20 protein-coding genes, 2 tRNA genes and 1 other RNA gene are annotated in these 25,260 nt (G+C 70.1%); 7 read left to right on the top strand and 16 right to left on the bottom strand.

The genetic code is table 11. The annotated features are described in order from the left end of the window. Positions 1 to 11: 11 nt before the first annotated feature. Together ACZ6TB_RS25610 and ACZ6TB_RS25605 are read right to left on the bottom strand one after the other, a co-directional pair. Positions 12 to 2,204: a putative bifunctional diguanylate cyclase/phosphodiesterase gene (locus ACZ6TB_RS25610; protein WP_465557730.1), complete on the bottom strand. Its 2,193-nt coding sequence runs from the start codon at positions 2,202 to 2,204 to the stop codon at positions 12 to 14. A gap of 2 nt (positions 2,205 to 2,206) precedes the next feature. Continuing rightward, on the bottom strand, positions 2,207 to 3,367 hold the full coding sequence (locus tag ACZ6TB_RS25605) for an FIST signal transduction protein (protein WP_465557728.1): 1,161 nt from the start codon (positions 3,365 to 3,367) through the stop codon (positions 2,207 to 2,209). A gap of 92 nt (positions 3,368 to 3,459) precedes the next feature. Here ACZ6TB_RS25605 and pyrE point away from each other — a divergent pair, with 92 nt between their 5' ends. After that, the gene (gene pyrE, locus ACZ6TB_RS25600; RefSeq protein ID WP_465557726.1) at positions 3,460 to 3,978 is read left to right on the top strand and encodes an orotate phosphoribosyltransferase; all 519 of its coding nucleotides are present in this window, start codon (positions 3,460 to 3,462) and stop codon (positions 3,976 to 3,978) included. A 3-nt stretch (positions 3,979 to 3,981) separates the two neighbouring features. Here pyrE and ACZ6TB_RS25595 read toward each other — a convergent pair whose 3' ends face one another. Further along, positions 3,982 to 5,049: an aspartate-semialdehyde dehydrogenase gene (locus ACZ6TB_RS25595; protein ID WP_465557724.1), complete on the bottom strand. Its 1,068-nt coding sequence runs from the start codon at positions 5,047 to 5,049 to the stop codon at positions 3,982 to 3,984. 8 nt (positions 5,050 to 5,057) lie between these two features. Next, positions 5,058 to 6,323 (bottom strand): aspartate kinase, encoded by a 1,266-nt coding sequence (locus ACZ6TB_RS25590; protein ID WP_465557722.1) that lies wholly within the window; start codon positions 6,321 to 6,323, stop codon positions 5,058 to 5,060. A gap of 182 nt (positions 6,324 to 6,505) precedes the next feature. Between ACZ6TB_RS25590 and ACZ6TB_RS25585 the strand changes: the two genes are divergently transcribed. The 4 genes from ACZ6TB_RS25585 (at position 6,506) to ACZ6TB_RS25570 (ending at position 10,399) form a co-directional block, all read left to right on the top strand. Further along, entirely contained in the window at positions 6,506 to 7,303 is a 798-nt protein-coding gene (locus ACZ6TB_RS25585) for a hypothetical protein (RefSeq protein WP_465557721.1), read from the top strand. A 201-nt stretch (positions 7,304 to 7,504) separates the two neighbouring features. Beyond that, positions 7,505 to 9,232, top strand: a complete 1,728-nt coding sequence (gene leuA / locus ACZ6TB_RS25580) for a 2-isopropylmalate synthase (RefSeq protein WP_465557719.1) — start codon at positions 7,505 to 7,507, stop codon at positions 9,230 to 9,232. A gap of 100 nt (positions 9,233 to 9,332) precedes the next feature. Next, positions 9,333 to 10,034, top strand: coding sequence for an HNH endonuclease family protein (locus tag ACZ6TB_RS25575; RefSeq protein ID WP_465557717.1), 702 nt, complete (start codon positions 9,333 to 9,335; stop codon positions 10,032 to 10,034). Further along, a complete protein-coding gene (locus ACZ6TB_RS25570) occupies positions 10,034 to 10,399 on the top strand; it encodes a hypothetical protein (RefSeq protein ID WP_465557715.1) in 366 nt (121 codons plus the stop codon). Before ACZ6TB_RS25575 ends, ACZ6TB_RS25570 begins: the two co-directional genes overlap by 1 nt. A 54-nt stretch (positions 10,400 to 10,453) precedes the next feature. Here the strand turns inward: ACZ6TB_RS25570 and ACZ6TB_RS25565 are convergent, their stop codons facing one another. From ACZ6TB_RS25565 to ffs, 9 genes are all read right to left on the bottom strand, one after another. Further along, positions 10,454 to 11,491, bottom strand: a complete 1,038-nt coding sequence (locus ACZ6TB_RS25565; protein ID WP_465557712.1) for an ABC transporter ATP-binding protein — start codon at positions 11,489 to 11,491, stop codon at positions 10,454 to 10,456. A 28-nt stretch (positions 11,492 to 11,519) separates the two neighbouring features. Further along, positions 11,520 to 12,572: an ABC transporter ATP-binding protein gene (locus tag ACZ6TB_RS25560; RefSeq protein WP_465557710.1), complete on the bottom strand. Its 1,053-nt coding sequence runs from the start codon at positions 12,570 to 12,572 to the stop codon at positions 11,520 to 11,522. Between the two features lie 11 nt (positions 12,573 to 12,583). Further along, a complete protein-coding gene (locus ACZ6TB_RS25555) occupies positions 12,584 to 13,582 on the bottom strand; it encodes an ABC transporter permease (RefSeq protein WP_465557708.1) in 999 nt (332 codons plus the stop codon). 114 nt (positions 13,583 to 13,696) lie between these two features. Further along, positions 13,697 to 15,472 (bottom strand): ABC transporter substrate-binding protein, encoded by a 1,776-nt coding sequence (locus ACZ6TB_RS25550; protein WP_465557706.1) that lies wholly within the window; start codon positions 15,470 to 15,472, stop codon positions 13,697 to 13,699. Positions 15,473 to 15,556: 84 nt separating this feature from the next. Next, positions 15,557 to 16,564, bottom strand: coding sequence for an ABC transporter permease (locus tag ACZ6TB_RS25545; RefSeq protein ID WP_465557704.1), 1,008 nt, complete (start codon positions 16,562 to 16,564; stop codon positions 15,557 to 15,559). 397 nt (positions 16,565 to 16,961) lie between these two features. Beyond that, positions 16,962 to 17,555 (bottom strand): recombination mediator RecR, encoded by a 594-nt coding sequence (recR, locus tag ACZ6TB_RS25540; RefSeq protein WP_465557702.1) that lies wholly within the window; start codon positions 17,553 to 17,555, stop codon positions 16,962 to 16,964. A 4-nt stretch (positions 17,556 to 17,559) separates the two neighbouring features. Continuing rightward, positions 17,560 to 17,871 carry a YbaB/EbfC family nucleoid-associated protein gene (locus ACZ6TB_RS25535; protein WP_465557962.1) on the bottom strand — a complete coding sequence of 104 codons (312 nt, stop codon included), beginning with the start codon at positions 17,869 to 17,871 and terminating at the stop codon, positions 17,560 to 17,562. A 554-nt stretch (positions 17,872 to 18,425) separates the two neighbouring features. Then, positions 18,426 to 21,815 (bottom strand): DNA polymerase III subunit gamma and tau, encoded by a 3,390-nt coding sequence (locus ACZ6TB_RS25530; protein WP_465557700.1) that lies wholly within the window; start codon positions 21,813 to 21,815, stop codon positions 18,426 to 18,428. 84 nt (positions 21,816 to 21,899) lie between these two features. Then, positions 21,900 to 21,996, bottom strand: an RNA gene (gene ffs, locus ACZ6TB_RS25525) — signal recognition particle sRNA small type. 81 nt (positions 21,997 to 22,077) lie between these two features. On the opposite strand from ffs, the gene ACZ6TB_RS25520 reads away from it, so the two are divergent. After that, positions 22,078 to 22,162, top strand: a tRNA-Ser gene (locus tag ACZ6TB_RS25520). A 421-nt stretch (positions 22,163 to 22,583) separates the two neighbouring features. On the opposite strand, the gene ACZ6TB_RS25515 is transcribed toward ACZ6TB_RS25520, so the two are convergent. Both ACZ6TB_RS25515 and ACZ6TB_RS25510 read right to left on the bottom strand, forming a co-directional pair. Further along, positions 22,584 to 22,925 (bottom strand): STAS domain-containing protein, encoded by a 342-nt coding sequence (locus tag ACZ6TB_RS25515; protein WP_465557698.1) that lies wholly within the window; start codon positions 22,923 to 22,925, stop codon positions 22,584 to 22,586. A gap of 777 nt (positions 22,926 to 23,702) precedes the next feature. Then, positions 23,703 to 23,789, bottom strand: a tRNA-Ser gene (locus tag ACZ6TB_RS25510). 148 nt (positions 23,790 to 23,937) lie between these two features. Here ACZ6TB_RS25510 and deoD point away from each other — a divergent pair. After that, positions 23,938 to 24,654, top strand: coding sequence for a purine-nucleoside phosphorylase (deoD, locus tag ACZ6TB_RS25505; RefSeq protein ID WP_465557696.1), 717 nt, complete (start codon positions 23,938 to 23,940; stop codon positions 24,652 to 24,654). 69 nt (positions 24,655 to 24,723) lie between these two features. Here the strand turns inward: deoD and ACZ6TB_RS25500 are convergent, their stop codons facing one another. After that, entirely contained in the window at positions 24,724 to 25,140 is a 417-nt protein-coding gene (locus tag ACZ6TB_RS25500; protein WP_465557960.1) for a nucleoside deaminase, read from the bottom strand. Between the last annotated feature and the right edge of the window lie 120 nt (positions 25,141 to 25,260).

Raw genomic sequence — 25,260 nt, 5'->3', positions numbered from 1 at the left:
TAGCGCGGAGATCAAGTACGCGGATGGGTGACGAGGTCCGCGACCGCCGGGCGGGCCAGCCGGGACGGCAGTTGATCGGGGTCGGTGGGACGGCACAGGTGGTACCCCTGGCCGTACGCGCAGCCCAGCTTGCGCAGCGCGTCGAGCTGGGCGGCGTTCTCGATGCCCTCGGCGACCGTGCGCAGGCCGAGGATCTGCGCGAGCTCGACGATCGTGCGTACCAGGGCCAGGTCCTCGCCGGTCAGCTCGGCCCGCGCGATGAAGGCGCGGTCGATCTTCAGCTCGTCGACCGGGAGCTCGCGCAGGTAGGCCAGCGACGAATACCCGGTCCCGAAATCGTCGATCGACAGCTGCACACCCAGGCCGCGCAGCACGTGCAGCGCCGCCTTCCCCAGGTCGGGCTCGCTCATCAGCACCGACTCGGTCAGCTCGAGCGTCACGGCGCTGGACGGCAAACCCGCGATGGCGAGCGCCCGCATCACATTGTCGGCAAATCTCGGGTGTACGAGTTGATGCCCGGACACGTTGACGTTCAGCCCCAGGTCGGGGAAGTCGCGCCGCCAGCGGGCGACCTGCAGCGCGCTCGTCTCGAGCGCCCACTGGCCGACGTCGATGATCAGGCCGAACTCCTCGGCGATCGGGATGAAGTCGACCGGGGAGACGAACCCCCGGGTCGGGCTGTGCCAGCGGATCAGCGCCTCGACGCCGGTCGCGACGCCGTCGGTCAGCCGGATCAGCGGCTGGTACTGGAGACGGAACTCGCCACCGCGCAGCGCCCGCTGAAGGTCGCCGCGCATGCTCAGGTGGTCGAGCGCCTCGGTGTGCATGAACGGCTCGTAGACCAGCACCCGGCCCGGGCCGTCCTTCTTCGCCCGGTACATCGCCACGTCGGCGTTGTGCAGCAGCGCCTCGGAGCGCTCGACGGGATCGCGGGAGGTGGCGATGCCGACGCTGGCGCCGATGAAGACCTCGCGGCCGGCCACCCGGAACGGCTCCTTGATCGCCGCGACGACCCGGTCGCCGACGATGGTGGCGGCCTCGACCGGCGAGTCGTGCAACAGCGCGGCGAACTCGTCGCCGCCGAGCCGGGCGGTGGTGTCGCTGGCCCGTACGCAACCGCGCAGTCGCCGGGCCACCAGGGCGAGCAGCTGATCGCCGGCCTCGTGCCCGAGACTGTCGTTGACCGCCTTGAACCGATCGAGGTCGACGAAGAGCACGCTGGTCGGGTCGGTGTCGGTGACCCGCGAGGCCAGCACCCGGTTGAGGATCTTGAGGAACAAGGCGCGGTTGGGCAGGCCGGTGACCGGGTCGTGGTGCGCCTCGCGGACCGCTTCGACGGTACGGGCGTCGGTCAGCGCCAGGCTCACCTGCTGGGCGAAGGCGGCCAGTTGGTCGCGCTGCTCGGTGTACTGGTCGACGCTCCCGGGCAGGTGGGCGACGAGGCTGCCGGCCATCTCGCCGGTCACCCGCACCGGCGCCGCGATCACCGAGCCGGTCGCGTCCGGCCGGATCAGCACCGTGCCGCCGGACATCGCGGCCCGCGCCGCCGACTCGTGCAGCGGCCCGCCGTCGGTGCCGCCGCAGGTCGACGCCACCGAGAGCCGCCGGTCCGGGCCGCCCTCGGCGAGCAGCAGCGCGACCGTGGCGCCGTCCAGCAGCTCGGCCGCGCCGCCGGTCACCGCGTCCAGGATCTCGGGCAGCGGCCGCCGTCCGGAGATCGCCCGCTGGATGGTCAGCAGCGACTCCACCAGCCGCTGCCGGGTCTGCGCCGAGGTCGCCTGCCGTTCCTTCTCGGCCCGCAGATGGCGCTCGGCCGCGAGCACCCGGATGCTGCGCAGCGCGAGGCCGAGCACCTGGCCCATGCCCTGGAGCATCTGCCGTTCGGCCGGGGCGAACGGCTCGTCGGCCCGGCAGACGATCAGCGCGTCGCCGTTCTCGCCACCCAGCGGGTTGGACGCGGCGTGCAACTCGCCCAGGCCGGGAAGGTCGAGCAGCGTCTGGCCGGCGGCCACGGCGAGCAGGCCGGCGACGGGGACGTCCGGGCCGAAGCCGTACGCGCCCGAGACCCGCCCCTCGCGGACCACGGCGCCGGCCTCGGCCTCCACCATCTCGGTCGCCCGCTCGACCGCGCCGGCGATCGCGGACTCTTCGGTCTCGGCGGCGTTGACGGCCGTGAAGTACTCGGTGAGCAGGTAGGTCAGCATGCTCAACCCAGGGCGAGGGTGACCAGGGTCAGGTGGTGCATGCCGCTCGCGCCACGGACCCGCGCGATCTCGCCGGTGGTGTAGAACCCGGCGAACGGGGCGCCGTTCAGGGCGGCGCGCATCGCGGCGATCTCATCCTCCATGCCGCCCTCGACCAGGCCGGCCCGGCGGCCGCCGCAGTCGAAGGCGAGCACCCCGAGTGGGGCGAGGCCGTCGAGCCGGGCCAGCGCCTCGGTGCAGGACCAGGTGGCGCCGTCGAGCAGGGCCTGGCGGTCGGCCTCCATGAGCCAGACCAGCGCGCCCTGCGGGACGTCGGCGGTGCCCCAGACCGAGCGCTCCTCGTCGTCGCCGGCGTGGATCACCCGGATGTCCTCGCCGTTGCGCCGGGACAGCCCGAGCGGCTGGAGCTGGCGTCCCCGGTCGAAGAACTCGGCCGCCGTCCCGTCGAAGTTGTTGCGGCGCAGCAGCACGTCCAGCGCCGGCTCGTCGTCGAGCTCGTAGACGTGCGCGCCGTGGCTTTTCGTGACGATCATCGCGGGCTCGGTGCGCCGCCAGCCGTGCGCGATCCCGATGCCGATCGGGCCGTCCGAGCCGAGCGCGAGCCCGACCACGGCGCCGGAGTAGACCTCGTCGCCGCAGAGCTGGTACGTCCGCTCGAAGTGCCGGTCGTCCGCGCCGAAGCCGCCGACCAGCGGGTACGCCGCGCCGGCCGACGAGTACGCGCCCCGGACGATCTCGTGCGGGTGCCCGGTCATCCCGTCGCAGAGCAGGATCAGCACCCGGTTGTCGTCGTGCAGCCCGCGCAACGCCTCGGCGGCCGCCGCCCCGGCCGCGCGCGGGTCGTGCTCGTCGACCTGAGCCACCCGGGTATGCACCGTGAAGCCGTCGCCGCCGAGCGCCGCGACCGCGACCCCGCCCACGGTCATCCCGCCGTTGCCCATCTCGCCCATGGTCGTGCTGCCGACGATCGCGCTGTCGGGGCCGGCCTCCTCGCGGACCGCGGCCAGCAGCTCCGGCAGGTCGTGCGCCACCGAGCTGAAGACGAAGACGGCCTTGGCCACGCGGCCGCCGATCGCCTCGGCCGCGGCCTCGGCCCCCGCCTTCGCGGAGTCCGCGGCGCTGCTCTGCCCGGCGCCGAACCAGCGGTGCGGGTTGATCTGCATGATCCCCTGATCGGCACCATTTGTCGGTTGCTGAGTGGTTGCGGCCGGGGTGCTGTTCGGTGTCTTCGGGCGGCCTGCCAGGCTTGGTCCTTGTGACTTCTCCTGATGACCTGGCGCGGCGCGTCCGCGACGTGAGCCGCCTGACCGGTGAATTCGTGCTGCGGTCCGGCCGGACGGCGACCGAGTACTTCGACAAGTACCAGTTCGAGGCCGACCCGGAGCTGCTCGACCGCCTGGCCGAGCAGATGGCGGTGCTCATCCCCGACGGCACCGAGGTGCTGGCCGGGCTCGAGATGGGCGGCATCGCGGTGGTGACGGCGCTGGCCCGGCACGCCAAGCTGCCCACGGCGTTCGTACGCAAGGAGGCCAAGAAGTACGGGACGGCGCGGCTGGCCGAGGGCGCCGAGGTGGCCGGCCGCCGGGTCCTGGTGGTCGAGGACGTCGTCACGTCCGGCGGCCAGGTCGTGATCTCCACCGGCGAGCTGCGGAAGCTCGGCGCGCACGTGGATCACGCGCTGTGCGTGATCGACCGCAAGGAGGGCGGCGCGGAGGCGCTGGCCGCCGAGGGCATCAAGCTGCGGGCGCTGCTCTCGCGCGAAGACCTGTCGTAGACGTCATCGGCCGCCGGGCTCCTTCATCTCGGCGGCCAGCAGCTCGGCGATCTGCACGGTGTTGAGGGCCGCACCCTTGCGCATGTTGTCGCCGGTGATGAAGAGGTCGAGCGCGCGCGGGTCGTCCATGGCCCGGCGGATGCGGCCGACCCAGGACGGGTCGGTGCCGACCGCGTCGATCGGCATCGGGAACTCGCCGGCCTCGGGGTCGTCGACCAGGATCACGCCCGGGGCGTTGCGCAGCACCTGACGGGCGCCGTCCGCGTCGACCTCGGAACCGAAGACGGCGTGCACGGCGATCGAGTGACCGGTCACGACCGGCACGCGTACGCAGGTGGCCGACACCTTGAGAGCCGGGATCCCCAGGATCTTGCGGGACTCGTTGCGCAGCTTGAGCTCCTCGGACGACCAGCCCTTGGGCGCCAGGTCGCCCGACCAGGGCACCACGTTGAGCGCGAGCGGCGCGGTGAACGGCCCGAGGTCGTCGCCGACCGCCTGGCGCACGTTGCCCGGCCGCGAGCCCAGCGACCGGTCGCCGGCCACCTTGCTGAGCTGGTCGTGCAGGGTGTCGACGCCGACCTGACCGGCGCCCGAGGCGGCCTGGTAGGACGCCAGGACCAGCTCGCGCAGGCCGTACTCCCGGTGCAACGGCGCGATCGCCATGATCATCGCCATCACCGTGCAGTTGGCGTTCGACACGATGCCGCGCGGCCGGGTGGCCATCGCCTCCTGGTTGACCTCGGGCACGACCAGCGGCACGTCCGGCTCCATGCGGAACGCGGCCGAGTTGTCCACCACGATGACGCCGCGCTCGGTGGCGATCGGCGCCCAGGCGAGCGACACGTCGTCGGGCAGGTCGAACAGCGCCACGTCGACGCCGTCGAAGGCTTCCGGGGTCAGCTCCCGCACGGTCAACTGCTCGCCGCGGCAGGACAGCTGCTTACCGGCCGACCGCGCGGAGGCGAGCAGCCGGATCTCCCCCCAGACGTTGCGCCGGGAGGTGAGCAGCTCGAGCATGACGGTACCGACGGAGCCGGTGGCCCCGACGACGGCGAGCGTGGGCTGCGCCATCGGAGCGCTTACCGCCCGGTGCCGGCGTAGACCACCGCCTGCTCGTTCCCACCCAGCTCGAACTGGTCGTGCACGGCACGGACCGCGGTGTCGAGGTCGGTGTCGCGGCAGACCACGGAGACCCGGATCTCGGACGTGGAGATCATCTCGATGTTGACCCCGGCCTCGCCGATGCAGGCGAAGAACGAGGCGGCGACGCCCGGGTGCGAGCGCATGCCGGCGCCGATCAGCGAGACCTTGCCGACGTGGTCGTCGAAGAGCAGGCTCTTGAACTTGATCTGCTCTTTGATCTTGTCGAGCGCGGTCATCGCGGTGGGCCCGTCGGCCTTGGGCAGCGTGAACGAGATGTCGGTGCGGCCGGTGCCCTCGGTCGACACGTTCTGCACGATCATGTCGATGTTGATCTCGGCCTGGGCCACCGTGTTGAAGATGTGGCCGGCGGCGCCGGGCTCGTCGGGCACGCCGACGATCGTGATCTTGGCCTCGCTGCGCTCGTGGGCGACCCCGGTGATCAGCGCCTGTTCCACGTCAGGGTCCTCCATAGATCCGGTGACGAGCGTGCCTTCTTTGTTCGAGTACGAAGAGCGTACGTGGATCGGCACTTTGAAGCGCCGCGCGTACTCCACGCATCGCAACATCAGCACCTTCGCCCCGCCGGCGGCGAGCTCGAGCATCTCCTCGTACGTGATCTTCTTGATGTGCTTCGCGTCGGGCACGATGCGCGGGTCGGCGGTGAAGACGCCGTCGACGTCGGTGTAGATCTCGCAGACGTCGGCGTGCAGCGCGGCGGCCAGCGCCACCGCGGTCGTGTCGGAGCCGCCGCGGCCGAGGGTGGTGATGTCCTTCGTGTCCTGCGAGACGCCCTGGAAGCCGGCGACGATGGCGATCGCGCCCTCGTCTAGCGCCGAGCGCAGCCGGCCGGGGGTGACGTCGATGATCCGGGCCTTGCCGTGCACGGAGGTGGTCAGCACGCCGGCCTGCGAGCCCGTGTAGGAACGCGCCTCGTAGCCCAGGTTGTGGATCGCCATCGCGAGCAGCGCCATCGAGATGCGCTCGCCGGCGGTCAGCAGCATGTCGAGCTCGCGGCCCGGGGGCAGCGGGCTCACCTGGTTGGCCAGATCGAGCAGCTCGTCGGTCGTGTCGCCCATCGCGGACACCACCACGACCACGTCGTCGCCGGCCTTGCGGGCGGCCACGATGCGCTCCGCCACCCGCTTGATGCGCTCGGCGGTCGCAACGGACGAGCCACCGTACTTCTGCACCACCAGTGCCACGGGTAACCATTCCTTACTGATGCGTGCGGATCACAAACCGGCAACACCGGTCGGTTCAATCGCCACCACCCTAGCCGCGACCCCGCGGAACTCCGACAGCCGATCCCAGAATCCGGCCTCCGTCGCGACACGCCAGGGTTACGACGCCGACCGGTTCGGCCCGCGGAGGCGAGAATGTCTCGGTGCGCCCACGCTTCCGCTCTTTGTCCGTCCCGGCCGCCGCCCTGCTGGTGCTGGCCGGCGCCGCGGCGTGCGGTGGCGGCGACCCGGCCGCCGATCCCACGCCATCGGCCTCGATGCCACCGGCCGGGGGCGACGCCGGCCCGGACGCGCGGGCCGATCTCGTGGCCCGGGCGACGCTGTCGCTGGACAAGGCTTACGCCGCCCTCTACACACTGGACGACAAGGACGGGCACCGGCACAACGTGGTCGCCACGATCGGCGCCGACGGCACCTGGCGGGTGGACGTCAGCGACGGCATGCTCGGCGGCACCACGGATGTCTCGATCGTCTCGACCAAGGCCGGCGTCGACCAGTGCACGGTCGCCTCGGCGAGCAACCCGATCACGCCGACCTGCGTGAAGGTGGCCGAGCCGGGCAAGCGCGTGCCGAAGGCGAACTCGCCGGACGTGGAACGCCTCTTCCGGCAGTGGCTGCCGGTCTTCGCCGATCGGCAGTCGGCGCTCTCGGTGACCGAGGTCGAGCCGCTCCCGGGCGCGCAGGGCACGTGCTTCTCGGTCGACTCGGTCTCGGCGTCGCTCAAGGCGCCGGTCGACGTCGGGATCTACTGCTACGCCGACGACGGGGTGCTGACCGCGGCCCGGGTCGACTTCGGCACGCTCAAGCTGGTCAGCCAGGTGGCCGGGCCGGCGACCGTGGCGCTGCCCGGTCCCGAGGCGGGCGCGCAGCCGATGAGCACCGACTCCCCGCCGGCGCCGCCCGTCGTCACCCAGCCGTCCGGGGCGGCGTCACCCGCCTGACCCCGGCCATCCCACGATCCGGGCGTAGAGTTAGTCACGTCCCACTTGATCACGTAGGGTGATTCCGACATGTGGCAGGCACTCCTTCTTCGCTGCCGCGACGAGGCCCCATCCCAGGCCGGCACCTCGTCGCGGAGTTTCTGCGTTATCTAGAAACGCGGGCGCCGCCTCCTAAGCCTCGCCTTCCTTGGAGCAGCCGACATGTCCACCTCTTCTTTTGATACCCAGCGCCCGTCTTCCATGCCCTTCGAGCGCTACCAGCCGTACCAGAAACAGTTCGCGATCGATCTGCCCGACCGCACCTGGCCCACCAAGCACGTCGAGACCGCGCCGCGCTGGTGCGCGGTCGACCTGCGGGACGGCAACCAGGCCTTGATCGACCCGATGTCCCCCGAGCGCAAGCGGCGCATGTTCATGCTGCTGGTGCAGATGGGCTACAAGGAGATCGAGGTCGGCTTCCCGGCCGCGTCGCAGACCGACTTCGACTTCATCCGGCAGCTGATCGAGCAGGACCTGATCCCGGACGACGTCACCGTCCAGGTGCTGACCCAGTGCCGCGAGCACCTGATCGAGCGCACCTTCGAGTCGCTGCGCGGCGCCAAGCGGGCGATCGTCCACTTCTACAACTCGACGTCGGTGCTGCAGCGCCGGGTGGTGTTCGGCCTGGACAAGGACGGCATCACCGACATAGCCACGAGCGGCGCCCGGTTCTGCCAGAAGTACGCCGAGATCTACACGCCGGACACCGAGATCTTCTACGAGTACTCGCCGGAGTCGTACACAGGCACCGAGCTGGAGTACGCGCTGGAGGTCTGCTCGGCCGTCATCGACGTGATCGACCCGACCCCGGACCGGCCGCTGATCATCAACCTGCCGGCCACGGTCGAGATGGCCACGCCCAACGTGTACGCGGACTCGATCGAGTGGATGCACCGGCACCTGCCGCGACGCGAGTCGGTCGTGCTGTCCCTGCACCCGCACAACGACCGGGGCACCGGCGTGGCCGCCGCCGAGCTGGGCCTGCTGGCCGGCGCCGACCGCATCGAGGGCTGCCTGTTCGGCAACGGCGAGCGCACCGGCAACGTCGACCTGGTGACGCTGGGGCTGAACATGTTCTCCCAGGGCATCGACCCGATGATCAACTTTGCCCAGATCGACGAGATCAAGCGGACCGTCGAGTACTGCAACCAGCTGCCCGTGCACGAGCGGCACCCGTACGTGGGCGACCTGGTCTACACCTCGTTCTCGGGCTCCCACCAGGACGCGATCAACAAGGGCTTCGCGTGGCTGAAGTCCGATGCGGACGGCGCCGGCGTGCCGGTCGAGGAGTTCACCTGGGGCGTGCCCTACCTGCCGATCGACCCCAAGGACGTCGGCCGCAGCTACGAGGCGGTCATCCGGGTCAACTCGCAGTCCGGCAAGGGCGGCGTGGCGTACATCATGAAGGAGGAGCACAACCTCGAGCTGCCGCGACGGCTGCAGATCGAGTTCTCCGGCGTGGTGCAGCACCACACCGACGAGGAGGGCGGCGAGGTCAGCCCGCAGCAGATGTGGGACATCTTCGCGGCCGAGTACCTGGTCGACCACCAGATGTCGACCGCCTTCAAGATCGAGGGCTACACGACGGCCACGGTGGACGGCAAGGTCGAGATCGACGTGGAGATCTTCCACCGGGGCGTACGCCGCCCGCTGCTCGGTGTCGGCAACGGCCCCATCGACGCGTTCGTGCAGGCGGTCAAGCCGCTGGACATCCAGGCCCGCGTGCTGGACTACAACGAGCACGCGCTCACCTCGGGTGGTGACGCGCAGGCCGCGGCGTACGTCGAGGTCGAGGTCGGCGACAAGGTGGTGTGGGGCGTGGGCATCGACGCCAACATCGTGAGCGCCTCGATCAAGGCCGTGACCAGCGCCATCAACCGCGCTCGCTGATTCTCGGAGATCCCGCGCGCCGTCCTCGCGGCGCGCGGGATGATCCACTCACGGGTTACCGACCGGGGCAGAACGGGCGGGGCACACCTAGTCTGAAATCGTGCCCCCTCACGCTCCTCGATGGACCGCCGTTCTCCTCGCCGCCGCTCTCGGTCTCGGCGCATGCCAGGGTGTCTCGATCGATGTCGGCCCCACCCCCACCGCCACCAAGACCACCAAACCCGCCACCAAGCCCACCACCAAGGCGACCACCAAGCCCGGATCGGGCGCCGGTGGCAGCGCGTCGGCCGCGGCCCAGCTCAAGAAGCTGACCGTGGCCAAGGCCGGGTCGATGAAGGGCTACAGCCGGGAGAAGTTCCCGCACTGGCGCAGCACCGGCGCCAACTGCGACGTACGCGACTCGGTGCTCAAGCGGGATGGCAGCAAGGTGAAGTTGTCCGGCTGCAACGTGGTGGCCGGCACGTGGAAGAGCATCTACGACGGCAAGACGCTGACCTCGCCGACCCAGGCCGACATCGACCACCTGGTGCCGCTGGCCAACGCCTGGCGGTCGGGCGCCTCGGCCTGGACCACCGCCCAACGCGGAGACTTCGCCAACGACCTCGCCGACCCCCAGCTGGTCGCGGTGTCGGCGTCGTCGAACCGCTCCAAGGGCGACCAGGATCCGTCCACCTGGAAGCCGACGGATAGCAGCAGCTGGTGTGGGTATGCGGAAGACTGGATCGCGGTGAAGACCCACTGGAAGCTGACGGTCACCACCGCCGAAGTGACCGCCCTCGACTCGATGCTGAGGAAATGCTGATGATCGATTCCGAGTCCGCGCCCTCCGAGGCGCCCGCGGCGCCCGAAAAGGCAGCGCCCGACAAGGCAGCGCCCGACGCCGCGGCCGCCGACAACGCGGCGGCTCCCCAAGAGACCGCCGGCCTCTCCACCAAGATCACGGCCGGGCCGGGCGGGGTCATGACCGACGAGGTCGGCGTGATCACCGGTGAGCTGACGGTGCAGACCGAGACGTCCGGCGACGACGTCACCGTGCGGGTGCAGTACTTCGAGGCCGACGAGTGGTACACGATCACCGGCGGCAAGGCGACGATCAAGGATCCCGCCGACGCCGCGGCGATTCACAAGATCGTGGTGGGCCTGCTCGACCGGCCGGAAGAAGGCTGAAGCCCGCGCTCTCACGAGCGCGGGCTCCGGGCGTACGGCCGAATCGGTCTTGGGTCAGGCCGGCGCCGTCGCCGGACGGCGACCGGCCACCTGCTCGTCGTTGACCACCGGGAAGTGACACGCCGTCAGGTGCGAGGCCGGGTCGTCCATCCGCGTGGTCAGCGGCGGCTCCTCCGTCGCGCAGATGTCCTGCGCCTTCCAGCAACGCGTGCGGAAGCGGCAGCCCGACGGCGGGTTGATCGGGCTCGGCACATCGCCGGTGAGCAGCACCCGCTCGCGCTGCGCACGATCACGCCGAGCGGGGTCGGGCACCGGAACCGCCGACATCAGGGCGACCGTGTAGGGGTGGCGCGGGTTCTTGTAGAGATCGTCGCGCTCGGCGATCTCCACCACCTTGCCCAGGTACATCACCGCGACCCGGTCCGAGATGTGCCGGACCACCGACAGGTCGTGCGCGATGAAGACGTAGGTCAGGTCGAACTCGCTCTGCAGGTCGTCGAGAAGGTTGACGACCTGCGCCTGGATCGACACGTCGAGCGCCGAGACCGGCTCGTCCGCAATGATCATCTTGGGCCGCAGGGCGAGCGCGCGGGCGATGCCGATGCGCTGGCGCTGACCGCCGGAGAACTCGTGCGGGTACCGGTTGTAGTGCTCGGGGTTGAGGCCGACCAGCTCGAGCAGCTCCTGCACGGCCTTCTTGGTGCCCTGCGGGGTCGGGATGTTCTGGATCTGCAGGGGTGCGGCGATGATCGAGCCGACCGTGTGCCGCGGGTTCAGCGACGAGTACGGGTCCTGGAAGATCATCTGGACGTCGCGGCGCAACGGCCGCATCTGGGACACCGACCGGTGCGAGATGTCCTTGCCGTCAAAGACGATCTTGCCGGCGGTCGGCTCCAGGATCCGGCTGAAGAGCCGGCCCGTGGTCGACTTGCCGCAGCCGGACTCGCCGACCAGACCCAGCGTCTCGCCGGCCTTCACCACCAGATCGACGCCGTCGACCGCGCGCACGGCGCCGACTGTCCGCTTGAACAGGCCCTTCGTGATCGGGAAGTGCTTTTCGAGCCCCGACACCTCGAGCAGGTTCTCGCTCATCGTTCCTCAACTCCGCTCACAGGTTCGCTCACAGGTTCGGGAGCACTTCCTCGTGGAAGATCTTGCGCCGATCCTCCGCGGGCAGGTGACAGGCGACCAGGTGCCCGGTGCCGTGCCCATCGTCGCGCAGCAGCGGCACCTCGGTGAAGGACCGGTTGCCGTTACGCCCCGCGTAGGGGCAGCGCGGGTTGAAGGCGCACCCCTTCGGCAGGTTGATCAGGCTGGGCGGCGTGCCCTTGACCGGCGTGAGCCGCTCGCGAACGTCACGGTCGAGGCGGGGCATCGAGCCGAGCAGACCCCAGGTGTACGGGTGCTGCGGGCTCTTGAAGACATCGAGGGCCGGACCCTTTTCGATGACCTTCCCGCCGTACATGACCAGGACGTCGTCGGCCAGCTCGGCCACCACACCCAGGTCGTGGGTGATCATGATGACCGCCGAGCCGAACTCCTCCTGGAGGTCGCGGATCAGGTCGAGGATCTGCGCCTGCACCGTGACGTCCAGCGCCGTGGTCGGCTCGTCCGCGATCAGCAGCGCCGGGTCGTTGACCAGCGCCATCGCGATCATGGCCCGCTGCCGCATACCGCCCGAGAACTGGTGGGCGTAGTCGCTGAAGCGGCGCTCCGGCTGCGGGATGCCGACCCGGGCGAGCATGTCGATCGCCCGCTCGCGGGCGACCTTCTTGCTCGCCCCCGGGTGGTGCACCCGGTAGGCCTCGACGATCTGCGAACCCACCGTGAAGTACGGGTGCATGGCGCTCAGCGGGTCCTGGAAGATCATCGCCATCTTGCCGCCGCGGAGCAGGCGCACCTGCTCGTCGGTGGCGGTGACGAGTTCCTCGTCCTCGAGCCAGATCTCGCCGGTGACCTTGGCGTTGCTCCGGGTGCGGTGCAGGCCGAGGACCGCCAGCGAGGTCACGCTCTTGCCGGAGCCGGACTCGCCGACGATGCCGAGCGTCCTGCCCTTCTCCAGGGTGAACGCCGAGCCGGTGACGGCCTGGACGGTGCCGTCGTCGGTTTCGAACCGGACGTTGAGGTCCTTGACCTCAAGGAACGGTCGCGGGTTGGCGGAGCCGATGGACAACGTATCCTCCCTCAGCCCAGCCGCACGCGCGGGTCGATGACGCCGTACAGCATGTCGACGATCAGGTTCATGATGACGATGAAGGACGCGGCGAACAGCGTCACGCCCAGGATCACCGGCAGGTCGCTGGTGCGGATGCCGTTGAGGGCGTAGTAGCCGAGGCCGCGCAGGTTGTAGACCGCCTCGGTGAGGACGGCGCCGCCCAGGAGCGCGCCGAGGTCGAGGCCGAAGACCGTGACCAGCGGGGTCAGGCCGGAGCGCAGACCGTGCTTGCCGATGACGGTGCGCTCGCGCAGGCCCTTGGCCCGGGCGGTGCGGATGTAGTCCTCGCCGAGCGTCTCGAGCATGTTGGCCCGGGTGAGCCGGGCGTACGTCGCCGCGAACAGGAACGCGAGCGTGATCCAGGGCAGGATCAGCCCCGTGAACCAGTCCAACGGATTGTCGACGAACGGTGTGTAGCTCGGGTTGGGCCAGCCCAGCCAGTACACGAAGATGCTCAGCGTCAGCAGACCGGTGAAGTAGATCGGTAGCGATACGCCGGCGAGGGCGATGGTCATCACCGATCTGTCCCATATCGTGCCGCGTCTCAGCGCCGAGATGACGCCGAAGACGACGCCCATCAGCACCCACAGCACGGCGGCGCCGATGGCGAGCGAGACAGTGACCGGGAGGGCGTCCGTCAGCAGCGGCCACACCTCCTGGTTGGTCTTGAACGAGTAACCGAGGCAGGGGGCGGCGCAGTGCGTGACGTCCGAGCCGTTGGTGTAATCGCGGCCGGCCACCAGGCCGCCCAGGAATTTGCCGTACTGAACCAGGATCGGGTCGTTGAGCCCGAGCTTGGTCCGGATGCCCTCGATCGCCACCGGATCGGCCTGCTTGCCGAGGTACAGCAGAGCGGGATCGCTGCCGGTGGCCTTGGGCACCAGGAAGAAGACGCAGAAGGTCACAAAGGTGACCACAAGCAGCGTCACGACGGAGTTGAATATCCGTCGGATGAGGTAAGCCAGCACGACTCTCGGCCGAATACCGGGCGGGTGCCGAGCTCTTGCGAACCCGGCACCCGCCCGGAGGGGGCGGCCTTCACCTGCCCTTCGATCTACCCGTGGGTGTTACACGATCGGGTACTACTTGCCGTCGCTGACACCGATCGACGCGAAGTCGACCATGGCCAGGCCCTGGTGGAAGTACACGTTCGTCAGCCGCGGGTTGTAGTAGTTGAGCGCCTTGTCGAAGACGAACGGCACGAAGTAGTAGCCGTCCATGACCTTCTCGTTGGCCTGCTTGTAGTCGTCGGCCGCGGCCTGCGCGTCCTTCTCACCAAGGCCCTTGGTGAAGAGGTCGTTGATCGCCGGGTCGTTGATCTCGGGCAGGTTGTAGTTACCGGTCTTGGCGATGAACGAGCCCATCGCGATCGGGGCCAGGTATCCGTAACCGGTCGGGAAGTCGGCGCCCCAGCCGGAGATCATGATGCCGTAGCCCTTGGCCTTCACGACGGCCGGCGAACCGACGACCGAGCTGACGTTCTTACCGTCGTACTGCTCGATGCTCGCGTTGATGCCAACGGTCTTGAGCGCGGCCTGAAGGGCGGTCGCGGTCGCGACCTCGGCCGGCTTGTTGTTGCGGACCGCGATCTTGGTGTCGAAGCCCTGCGGCTTGCCACACGCCTGGAGGGCGGCCTTCGCCTTGTCGACCTGCGGCTTGCCCTGGGCGCGACCGTAGGGGTCGTACTTCGGGTCGGAGCCGAGGATGTTCGGCGGCAGCATGTTCGTGGCGATGTCGCCACCGGCCACCGGGCCACCGCGAGCGGTCTGCAGCGTGGTCGGGTCGGACGCGTAGATGACGGCCTTGCGGCACTCGACGTTGTCCAGCGGAGCCACGGTGGTGCCCAGCGCCGCGTACCGGATGAAGCCGTTGTTGGGGTTGTACGCGGTTTCCTTGAGCTTGTCGTTCGTCAGGATCTGCGTACGGGCCTGGGTCTGCACACCGCTCTGGCTAACGTCCAGGTCGGCGGTGCCGGCGATCAGGCGGGAGTCCATGTCATCGGCGTTCGTGGTGATCGTCAGAACGATCTTGTCCACCAGCTGCTTGCGGTTCGGGTCGGTCGACGCGTCCCAGTTGGTGTTGGGAACCAGCGTCGCGCCCTTGCCCGGCTCGATGCTCTGGAACTTGTAGGGGCCCGAGGAGGCCGGCGCGAGGGCGTACTTGTCGCCGGTGTCCCGCTTCTGCGGCACCGGAGCGCCGCCCGGGAGGGCCAGCTCGTACGGGAAGTTCGCGTTCGCCGCCTTGAGGTGGAAGACGATCGTCGAGTCGTCCGGCGTCTCGACGGTCTTCAGACCCAGCTTGTTCGGGTCCTTGTCCTTGTACGGGCCGGGGTAGCTCTGACCCTGGTCCAGCTCCTCGATCAGGTACAGCGGGCCGCCGGGGACGACGTCCTGAGCGAAGATGCGCTCGATGCCGTACTTGATGTCCTTCGAGGTGATCGGCGAGCCGTCGTCGAACTTCAGGCCGCTCTTCAGCTTGAACGTGTAGGTCTTGCCGTCCGCGCTGACCTCCGGGGCCGCCGACGCGAGGTCGGGGGAGAGGATCAGACCGTCCTTGCCGGGCTTCGGCGTGTAGGTCATGAGGGTCCGGCTGTAGAGCCGGTTCATGTCGATCGTCCAGGCGTAGTACGAGATCGCCGGGTCGAACGAGTCAGCGTCCTGCGGGCTCCAGAAGTTGAGCGTGCCGCCCTTCTTGTCGCTCGCGTTGATGACCTGGGTCGCCGCCGCGTTGAAGGACGCACCCGTGCTCGAGGTGCCACCGTTGCTGTTCTTGTCATCCGAACCGCCACCGCATGCGGCGGTCAGCCCCAATGTGACAGCGGCCGTGGCGGCCACCATCACTTTCGTCTTGCCTGCCACCAAAACTCCTACCTCCTCGAACGGCGACCTGCGGGGTGTCGCCGAGATTCATGCGATGGAACCGCTGCGGATTCCTGAACTACGTCAGCGAGCCTTCGGATCAAGAGCGTCCCGGAGGCCATCGCCGAACAGGTTGAACGCCAATACGGTGATGAAGATCATTACGCCCGGGATGATCATGAACCACGGGTCGTACCGATAGAACTGGAGTGCATCCGAGAGCATGCCGCCCCAGGACGGGTACGGCGGCGGGATGCCGACGCCGAGGAAGCTCAACGCCGCCTCGGTCAGGATGTTGGTCGGGATGATCAGCGTCGTGTAGACGAGGATCGGCGCCGCCAGGTTCGGCAGCATCTCGCGGAACAGGATGCGCGGCGAGCGCGCGCCCAGGCTCCGCGACGCCTCGACGAACTCTCGCTCCCGGAGCGAGAGCGTCTGCCCGCGGACGATGCGACCGATGTACGGCCAGCCGAAGAACCCGATCACGGCGACCAGCACGAAGGTGCGCGACCAGCGTGGGCCGAGGCCGAACGAGGTGGCCGGCAGCACCGAGACCAGCGCGATCGAGAAGAGCAGCTGCGGGAACGCGAGCAGGAAGTCCATGATGCGGCTGACGATCGAGTCGACCCAGCCGCCGATGAAGCCGGCCGCCATGCCGAAGAACACGCCGAGGATCGTCGACAGGAAGGCGGACAGGAACGCGACGGTCAGCGTGGTCTGTGCGCCGTAGACGATCCGGCTGAAGATGTCGCGTCCGTTGACCGGCTCGACACCCAGGATGAAGTCCTTGGACATGCCACTGAGGTGACCCAACGGCAAGCCGAGCGTCGGGTCGATCTTCTCGTTGTGGTACTCGTCGAACGGGTGCCCGAGCAGCTTGATCAGCAACGGGGCGAGGATCGCTATGACGACCAGGACGATGATGACGATGCCACCGCCGACCGCGACCCGGTCTCTCTTGAGGCGACGCCAGGCGATCTGCTTGAGCGATCGACCGGCGACCGCAGCCTCGCCACTATCCCGCTCCGCAGCCGCGTCGGCGATGGGCGTCGTCGTCTCGTCGGAGATTGACGCCTCTGGGCCAAGCGACATCTAGCGCCGGTCCTCTCCCGGTATCCGGCGCGAAGCGGGGCGCTCACAGCCAGCGGCACGCCAAATGCGGCGGGCCGTAGGCGATGGCTACCCGCAGCGTCCGGCAACCGATCGGTTGTCTCATGCCTCGAGTGCCGACCCTCGTCGCGACGGTCAGATGAGCCCGCGCCACGAAGGCGTCGACGGCGGGGGTGCCGCCATCGCAAGGAACATTCACCTAATGCGGTGCCTCGGTCAAGTTCACCGACCGCACACGGACAGTTCCGTGTCTCCCTCGTGATGTGGCTGTGACCTATGGCACCGACCAATCGGAAACTACCGCGTTAGATGGCCTGCATCTAGCTAATTCGGACTAAATCACTAGCGTGGCGTTACGGCCACGTTACGCGATGTAGATCTAAATTGCTCTACGTCCTTCGAACGCACGACCCAGCGTGATCTCGTCGGCATATTCAAGGTCACCACCCACCGGAAGGCCGCTCGCGAGCCGGGTGACGGAGATCCCCATGGGTTTGACCATCAACGCCAGATATGTGGCCGTTGCCTCACCCTCCGTGTTGGGGTCTGTGGCGAGAATCAACTCTTTGACCTCGCCCGTCCCCAGCCGCAGAAGCAGCTCACGGATCCGCAGATTGTCCGGTCCGACACCTTCGAGCGGATTGATCGCCCCGCCGAGCACGTGATAGCGCCCGCGGAACTCGCCGGTCCGCTCGATCGCGACGACGTCCTTGGGCTCCTCGACCACGCAGAGCACCTCGTTCGTACGGCGACTGTCCCGGCAGACCCGGCACTGCTCCGACTCGGCCACGTTGAAGCAGGTCGTGCAGAAGCGAACCAGCTCCTTGACCTTCCGCAGCGCGGTGGCGAGCCGGTTGACGTCGGCCGGGTCGGCCGAGAGGACGTGGAAGGCGATCCGCTGGGCGCTCTTGGGTCCCACCCCCGGGAGCCGGCCCAGCTCGTCGATCAGGTCCTGGATTGCGCCTTCGTACACCGGATCAGAACCCCGGAATGCCGAGGCCGCCGCCGAGGCCGCCGGTGGCTGGGCCCATCTTCGCCTCGGCGAGCTCCCGCTGCGACTCCGCGGCGTTCCGGATCGCGGCGAGCACGAGGTCTTCCAGCGACTCGATGTCGTCCGGGTCGACCGCCTTGGGGTCGATGCGCACCGAGCTGACCTCGCCGAGCCCGGTCATGACGACGCTGACCAGCCCACCGCCGGCGCTGCCGGTCACCTCGGCGGCGGCCAGCTCGGCCTGCGCCTGAGCGACCTGCTGCTGCATCTTCTGCGCCTGCTTCATCAGCTGCTGCATGTTCGGCTGTCCACCGGGGCGCATGCCATCGCTCCTCAAATAAAAGTCACCGGTCGTTTCTGACCGCCGTCGATACCCGGCAGCCCGACCACGTCAATCGCCGCCCAGCGTAGCCGTCCCACGGGGCCCATCCGCCACACGCCACCCGGGCGGTTCGCGGTGGCGGGATCTTGCCTGGGGTTGGTTGGCGGTTGCGCCCGGTCGGAGGTCGCGCCCCACGTCGGAGCCGCGCCCCACCTCGGAGCCGCGCCCCACCTCGGAGCCGCGCCCCACCTCGGAGCCGCGCCCACCCCACTGGCCACGCCCCCGGAGCCGCGCCCACCCCGGAGCCACGCCCCCTGGGCCACGCCCACCCTGAGACGCGCCCACGTCCGAGCTGTGCCCGCCCCGGGCCGTGCCCGCGCAGGAGCCGCGGCCAACCGTCCGGGGGCCGCGCCCGCACGGGAGCTACGCCCGTTGGTCGCGCCGGAGACGCTCGCGGGCACGGGCGGCTCAGGCCCGCGTTCAGCCCGAGGCCTACCGTCCGCCGCTCGGCGCGGGCCGCCGGGTGTGGCTCAGCTCTCGCCGATCTTCTCGGCGCCCAGGACCTCCTGCAGCAGTCGCATGGCCTGTTGCTCGCTGCTCTCGCGGGCCGTCTTCTCGTCGATCACGTCGTCGAGCGGTTCGTCGCCCGGGTCGAAGCCCACGAAGCTCGACCCTCCGCCGTCCTTCGGCGGCCCGTCGAACTCGGGGTCGTAGGGCGCCTCCTCGGTCGGCGACCCGTCGGACCAGGCCGGCGAGGCGGGCGTCCCCGGCGACGCGGCGGCCGGGCGGGCACCGCTCTGGCGGGCCGCCGCGGCGGCTCGTGCGCCCGCTGCCGCGGCCCGGGCGGCTGCCAGACCGCTTCCGGGACCGCCGTTCCGAGCGGCTCGGGCAGCGGCTGCCGCACCGGCCGAGCCGGGCGTCGCGGCCGGACTCGCGCCACCCGCCGGAGCGGAGGGTCCCGCCACCGCCGTCGGCCCGGATGGTCCCGACGTGACCGGCGAGCCGGATGGGCCGATCGCGGCCGTCGGCCCGGACGAACCCGCCGCGGTCGTCAACTCGGATGAGCCCGCCACGGCTGTCGGCTGGGACGAGCCCGCCACCGCCGCGCCGGCCGATGGGGAGCTCGGTGAACCGACGCCGCCATCGGAACGGTGGACCGGATCCGACCCGTTCTGGACGGTGGCGCCGCGTGGGCCGGCGGAATCGACCACCGATGCGTCGAGATCTCGCGTGGCTGCCGAGGTATCGGGGCGTAGAGCGTCCGTGGCACCTTCCGCGGCGCCATCGGATGCCCGGGGAGGGCGGTCCGGTTCTGGCGCGGCACGAAGGGCGTCAGCGGCGTGGGCGGGCACGGCGGCATGCTGCGATGACGCCCGGCGCTCGGCGGCCGGCTGATCGGCGGCCGGCTGATCGGCGGCCGGCTGTTCGGCGGCTGGCTGATCGGCGGCTGGCTGTTCGGCGGCCGAGGTGCCGATGGGGCTGACTTCTGGCCAGTCCTCTTCCTCGTCGTGGACCTCCGGCGCCGGGCCGCCCGGTTTGGCCGGTTCTGGCCAGTCGTCGTCGCCGGACGAGGAAGGCGACTCGCTCTCCTGACGGCGGCTCTGGGCCGGACGGGCCGCGGCCGCCTGGGGTTGCTGGGCGCCGGGGCTCATGGGGGCCTGGCGGCCCTGGCGGACTCCGGAGTATTCGGGGGTGCCGCTGCGGGCCGGCTCGCGCGGGGCGGGCGGCATGGGGCCGTCGCCGGCCGTCTCGCAGCTGATCTCCCAGCGGCCGCCGAGCGCCTCGTAGAGGGCACGGGCCACTTCGGGAGCGCCGTTCGTGGCCATCTCGGCGAGCCGCGCCGAGCGGAAGATGAGCACCACGGTGCGGCCGTCGAAGTCGCGCACCACGGCGTCGATCAGCAGGGCGGCGAGGCGCTTGTTCTGGCGGCGGATCGCGCCAACGATCTCGGGCCAGACCTCGCGGACGTTGGCGGCGGTCAGCTCGCCGGATGGGGGCTCGACCGCGGCGGCGCCGGGTTCCTCGGGGGCGTCGGGAAGGACGCCGCGAGGCTCGGGACGGCCGCGCTGGGCCGGGCGCTGCGCCTCGGCGGCCGGGGCCTCGACCGGGCGATGCGCCTCGGTGGCCGGGGCTTGGGATGGACGCTGGGCATCGGTGGCCGGAACTTGGGACGGACGCTGCGGCTCGGCGGCCGAGGCCTCGGCAACTGGGGCCGGCGGACGCTGCGGCTCGCCGGCAGAGGCGGCCGAGGCTTGCGGCGCACGCTGCGGCTCGGCGGCCGGCGCCGGCGGAGCGGATGCGGGCGCCGACACGGCGAGCCCGGCGGGTGCCGGCGCGCTGTCGTAAGCGTCGGGCTCTGGCTCGTCGTCCCACGGTGGTTCGTCGTCGTAGTGCTCCGGCTCGGGCGACGGCGACGGCGACGCGAGGCCTGGGGCGGGTGCGGGAGACGACGGCGCGGCGGAGACGGGTGCGGCCACGGGGGCAGCGGAAACCGGCTCGGCGGAAACTGGCGCGGCCGACACGGGAGCGGCGGAAACTGGCTCGACCGCGGGGGCGGCGGGGGCCTCGGCCGGGGCCGGGCGGCGGCCGGTGGTGGCGGTGGGCGATCGGCGGCTTGCCGCGGCGGCTGCCGCTCGTGCCGCTGACAAACCGCCGCGGCCGGAGCCTGACGGGTCGTCGGTGGGCGGGGGCGGGGCTGACTCGACCGCCGCCGGTGGGGGGACGGGGGCTTCATCGCGTACGGCCGGAGTGTCACCGCTCAGGGTTAGGCGCCGCTCCATGCGCTCCAAACGCTGTAGCAGGGCGCCTGTTGAGTCTTCGGCTCCGGGCAGCAGCATGCGGGCCGTGATCAGCTCGAGCAGCAGGCGGGGGGCCGTCGTGCCGCGCATCTCGACCAGGCCGTTGTGGGTGATGTCGGCGCAGCGGGAGAGGGTCGCCTGGCCCAGGCGGGCGGCCTGCGCGCTCATCGCCTCGAGCTGGTCGGAGGGGCCGTCGATCAGGCCCTTGGACACCGCGTCGGGCACCTGCTGCAGCACGATCAGGTCGCGGAAGCGCTCGAGCAGGTCGGTGGCGAAGCGCCGGGGGTCGTGGCCGGCCTCGGCGACGCGGTCGATCGTCTCGTACGCCGCGGCGCCGTCGCCGGCCGCGATCGCGTCGCACATGTCGTCGATCAGGGTGACGTCGGTGACGCCGAGCAGGGCGACCGCCCGCGGGTAGGAGACGCCCTCGGGGCCGGCGCCGGCGATCAGCTGGTCGAGCACCGACAGCGTGTCGCGCGCGCTGCCGCCGCCGGAGCGGACCACCAGCGGGAACACGGCCGGGTCGACGTGGATGCCCTCGGCCTCGGTGAGCTGCTGGAGGTACGGCCGGAGCACCGCCGGCGGGATCAGCCGGAACGGGTAGTGATGGGTGCGGGACCGGATCGTGCCGAGCACCTTTTCCGGCTCGGTGGTCGCGAAGATGAACTTCACATAATCCGGCGGCTCCTCGACGAGCTTGAGCAGCGCGTTGAAGCCGGCCGGCGAGACCATGTGCGCCTCGTCGATGACGTAGATCTTGTAGCGGCTGCTGGCGGGGGCGAAGAACGCCTTTTCCCGCAGCTCGCGCGCGTCATCGACGCCGCCGTGGCTGGCCGCGTCGATCTCGATGACGTCGATCGAGCCGGCGCCGTCGTTGGCCAGCGAGCGACAGGACGCGCACACCCCGCACGGCTCGGGCGTAGGGCCCTGCTCGCAGTTGAGCGAGCGGGCCAGGATGCGCGCGCTCGACGTCTTGCCGCAGCCACGTGGGCCGGAGAAGAGGTAGGCGTGGTGGAGCCGCCCGCTGCGCAGAGCCTGCGACAACGGCTCGGTGACGTGCTCCTGCCCGATGACCTCGGCGAACGTGCGCGGACGGTACTTGCGGTAAAGCGCGAGTGCCACTACCCCTCCTCAACGACCGGGCCATTCTCCGTCGGGGGTACGACAAGAACAAAGTCGCTCAGGGGTGGCGCGTGTGCCAAGGAAAAAAGGGACCCCCCGTGCACCCGTCAGAGCCCGCTTATCCTTGCTGCCTTCCGGCCCTGGGGAGGTTCACGAGATGCACGCCGCACGAGGGGCTGACCAAGAGCGTACCCGTCGCCGGAAAGCCGTGAGCGCCGACCCGCGCGCAACCGTGGCCCCGGATGTCTGTATCCTGGCCGACGGAGGATTCGCCTAGTGGCCTAGGGCGCACGCTTGGAAAGCGTGTTGGGTTTACACCCTCACGAGTTCGAATCTCGTATCCTCCGCAACCAGAGATGATCGGCCGGGCTCCCGCGAGCCCGGCCGTTGTCGTTTGCCGCGTCGGCGGGGAGACCGGGCCGCCGGGAGACATGATCGGCCGGGTGGGGCGCGGCGTGGGCGCTCGGCGCGGGCGGCATCCGGCGCGGGCAGCATCCGGCGCGACGCGGCGCGGGATCCGGCGCGGGGTGAGCGCGGCACGGCGCGGGCGGCATTCGGCGCGGCGCAGGCGCGGGCGGCGTTCGGCGCGGCCGGCGCGAGCGGCATTCGGCGCGGCCGGCGTGAGCGGCGTTCGGCGTGGGCGGCGCAGGCGCGACTCGGCACGAGCGCGGGTCCGCGCGGGGACAGCCGCGCGGGCGGCAGGGGGCGCGACCCGGCGCCGGCGGGACTCGGCGATACGCCCGGGCGACCCCATGACCCCCGCAACGATCAGAGCTGCGCCGCGGCGATCGCGTCGTCGACCTCGGGGAAGATCGCGAAGTAGCGGCTCAACCCGACGGTTGCCAGCAAGCGGGTGAGGAACGGGTTCGGCCCCGCGAAGCTCATCCACCCGCCACGCGCCGCGATCACCTGTTTGGCGGTGATGAAAGCGCTCAGCCCGACCGAGTCGCAGAACTTCAGGTCGGTCAGGTCGACCACGATCCGGGGCACCGGGCGCTCCAGCAGCTCGGCCAGCGTCGAGCGCAGCTTCTCCGCCGTGTCGGCGTCGAGCTCGCCCTTGAGATGCAGCACCGCGACGTCGCTGCGGTGGTCGGTGACTGTGGCCTGCATGGGGTGAAACGTTATTCCGGGCCGGCTGCTTGCCGCCGGACAACCAGTCCGGTTTGTGCGCGTTCAACGCACACGAAACGGGCCGGACCCTGGGGGTAGGGTCCGGCCCGTCCGGAAATATCGGCTGGCCGATGAGTCAAGCGAGCGGCGCAGCCGGCCCGAGGCGCTAGATCTCGCGCCAATGCCAGCGTGGACCACGCCACGCGTCAGCCAGGATCAACGCCGAGGCGCGTCCTGGACATGTTTGCACCTTCGACTTGCCGTCGGGGCCGCCCATCTGAGCCACAACCTCCCAGGCTTGGCCGTCGGTGCGCACGTAGACGTCACGGCGCGCGAGCCGGACGTCACCATTCCACCAGTGGTGCTCAACTCTCACATGTCAAATCTAGGACAGTTCTCGGAGATCGGCGTAGGGCAATCTTGTGAAAAGTTCTCGCCAGCCGGTTGGAGCACATTGTCTGATCCGGTGGTTTTTGGCTCCGTGACTTGCGTAACACCCGCCGTATTAGGGCCGTCCCGTCATCGTGACGCCCGGTAATCGATCCAGGTCGGACCGAGCGCCGCGGGACGCCGAAACGGGCGCGTTACGTACACGACATCTGATCATGGAGAACAGCCGAACGGCGGAGCGGCCGATCGAGCGTACGGATGAACGCACTTTCGCCACGCAGCGTGATGCTCGTCGATCACCATAAGCATTGACACAGATACACGACGTAAGCGATTAAGCACTAAAAAAGCCCGGCGACTCCGCAAGGAAGCCGCCGGGCTGAAGAGCGGTGGTGAAGGGATTTGAACCCTTGGAGGGCTTGCACCCTCACACGCTTTCGAGGCGTGCTCCTTAGGCCGCTCGGACACACCACCGGTAAGTACGTTACCGGACGCTTGGGCGCCCTTGCCGCCGGGTCACCCTTTGCCCCGGCCACGCTCGCTGACCTGGCAGGATCGGCGACATGAGCAGAGGCGACACAGGCCGAGGCGACATGAGCAACCGAGCAGAGGAGCACGAAGGATGAGCGTGCACATCGGCGGGCAGCCGGGCGACATCGCCGAGCGGGTGCTGCTCCCGGGCGACCCGATGCGGGCGAAGTGGATCGCCGAGACCTTCCTCCAGGACGCGAAGTGCTACACCCAGGTCCGCGGGATGCTCGGCTTCACGGGCACCTACCAGGGCGTCCGGGTGTCGGTGCAGGGCTCCGGCATGGGCATGCCGTCGGCCTCGATCTACACCCACGAGCTGATCAACGAGTACGGCGTGAAGTCCGTGATCCGGATCGGCTCGTGCGGCGCGCTGGCGATGGACCTCAAGCTGGGTGACGTGATCGCGGCGATCGGCTCGGCGACCGATTCGAACATGAACCGGGTCCGCTTCGACGGCCTGATCGACTACGCGCCGGTCGCCGACTTCGGTCTGCTGCGCACGGCCGCGGAGGTGGCCGAGCGGCACGGCACCCAGCTGCGGGTGGGCCCGATCCTGGCTGCTGACGCGTTCTACACCGACCGGCCCGACCTCTACGACTCCCTGGCCGACTACGGCGTGCTGGCGGTCGAGATGGAGTCCGCGGCGATCTACACGATCGCGGCGCGCTACGGGGCCAAGGCGCTGACCATCCTCACCGTGAGCGACCACATCAAGACCGGCGAGAAGATGGACTCGGCCCAGCGCGAGCAGGGCTTCGGCGACATGGTGCGGATCGGGCTGGAAACCGCGATCGCGGGCGCGGCCTGAGCTCACTGACGCGGCGTCACCGTGCGCGACGACGCGACTGCTTCGGCCGTACGGGCAAAAGCGTCCCGCCTAGCGGAAGAAATCCCGCAAGAGCGCCGCGCACTCCGCCTCGAGGACGCCCGAGTAGACCGCCGGCCGATGGTTGAGCCGGCGGTCCCGGACGACGTCCCAGAGCGAGCCGACCGCGCCCGTCTTGGGCTCCCAGGCGCCGAAGACGAGCGTCGAGACGCGCGCGAGCACCAGGGCGCCGGCGCACATCGTGCACGGCTCGAGGGTCACCACCAGCGTGCAGCCCTCGAGACGCCAGCTGCCGAGCAGCACGGCCGCCCGGCGCAGCGCGAGGATCTCGGCATGGCCGGTCGGATCGCCGGTCGCCTCCCGCTCGTTGCCGGCGGCGCTCAGCTCCGACCCGTCCGGCCCGTAGATGACCGCGCCGACCGGCACGTCCTCCGGATAGGCCGAGGCAACCTCGATCGCCCGCCGCATCCAGGACTCGTGCCGCAACGAGGGCGAGAGGCTCACGCTGAACCGGCCGGGCGTGGACTCGTGGCCCTCGCGACCAGCACGCGCTGAGCGGCCCGCACGCGCTGAGCGGCCCGCTCGCGG

This window comes from Actinoplanes sp. NPDC051537 (genome assembly GCF_055586105.1).
This window is presented reverse-complemented; position numbering and strand designations above follow the sequence as displayed.